This is a genomic window from Paractinoplanes toevensis (assembly GCF_018332695.1).
GTDB classification, from domain to species: domain Bacteria; phylum Actinomycetota; class Actinomycetes; order Mycobacteriales; family Micromonosporaceae; genus Actinoplanes; species Actinoplanes toevensis.
The window spans coordinates 1-473 of the sequence record NZ_BOQN01000269.1 but is presented as its reverse complement, the minus strand read 5'-3'; the positions used below and the strand labels follow the sequence as shown (position 1 = coordinate 473).

Sequence of the window (473 nt, the reverse complement as noted above, 5' to 3'; positions counted from 1 at the left end):
CCTCGGCCGGATCGTCCGGGACGCCGCCGGTGGCCTGGCCCGGATCGTCGAGGAGCGGGACGCGCCGGCCGAGGTGCGCGCCATCCGTGAGATCAACGGTGGGATCTACGCGTTCGACGGTGCCCGGTTGCGGGAGGCGCTGGGCAAGCTCTCCACCGACAACGACCAGGGCGAGGAATACCTGACCGACGTGTTCGGCCTGCTCGTCGAGGTCGGCAGCGCGGTGGGCGTGTTCGTCGCGCCGGACGCCGAGGAGACGCTCGGGGCCAACGACCGGGCTCAGCTCGCGGGTCTGCGGGCGATGCTGCGCGACCGGGTCAACACGGCCTGGATGCGGTCCGGCGTCTCGATCCTCGACCCCGCCACGACCTGGATCGACGTGACCGTGGACATCGAACCGGACGCGGTGATCGACCAGAACTCGCAGCTCCAGGGCACCACCCGGGTGGCGGCCGGCGCGGTCATCGGACCGG

General features: G+C 72.1%; 1 pseudogene. It reads left to right on the top strand.

The features are described from left to right. A pseudogene (gene glmU, locus Ato02nite_RS51150) lies at window positions 1-473 on the top strand (bifunctional UDP-N-acetylglucosamine diphosphorylase/glucosamine-1-phosphate N-acetyltransferase GlmU); the annotation flags it as partial.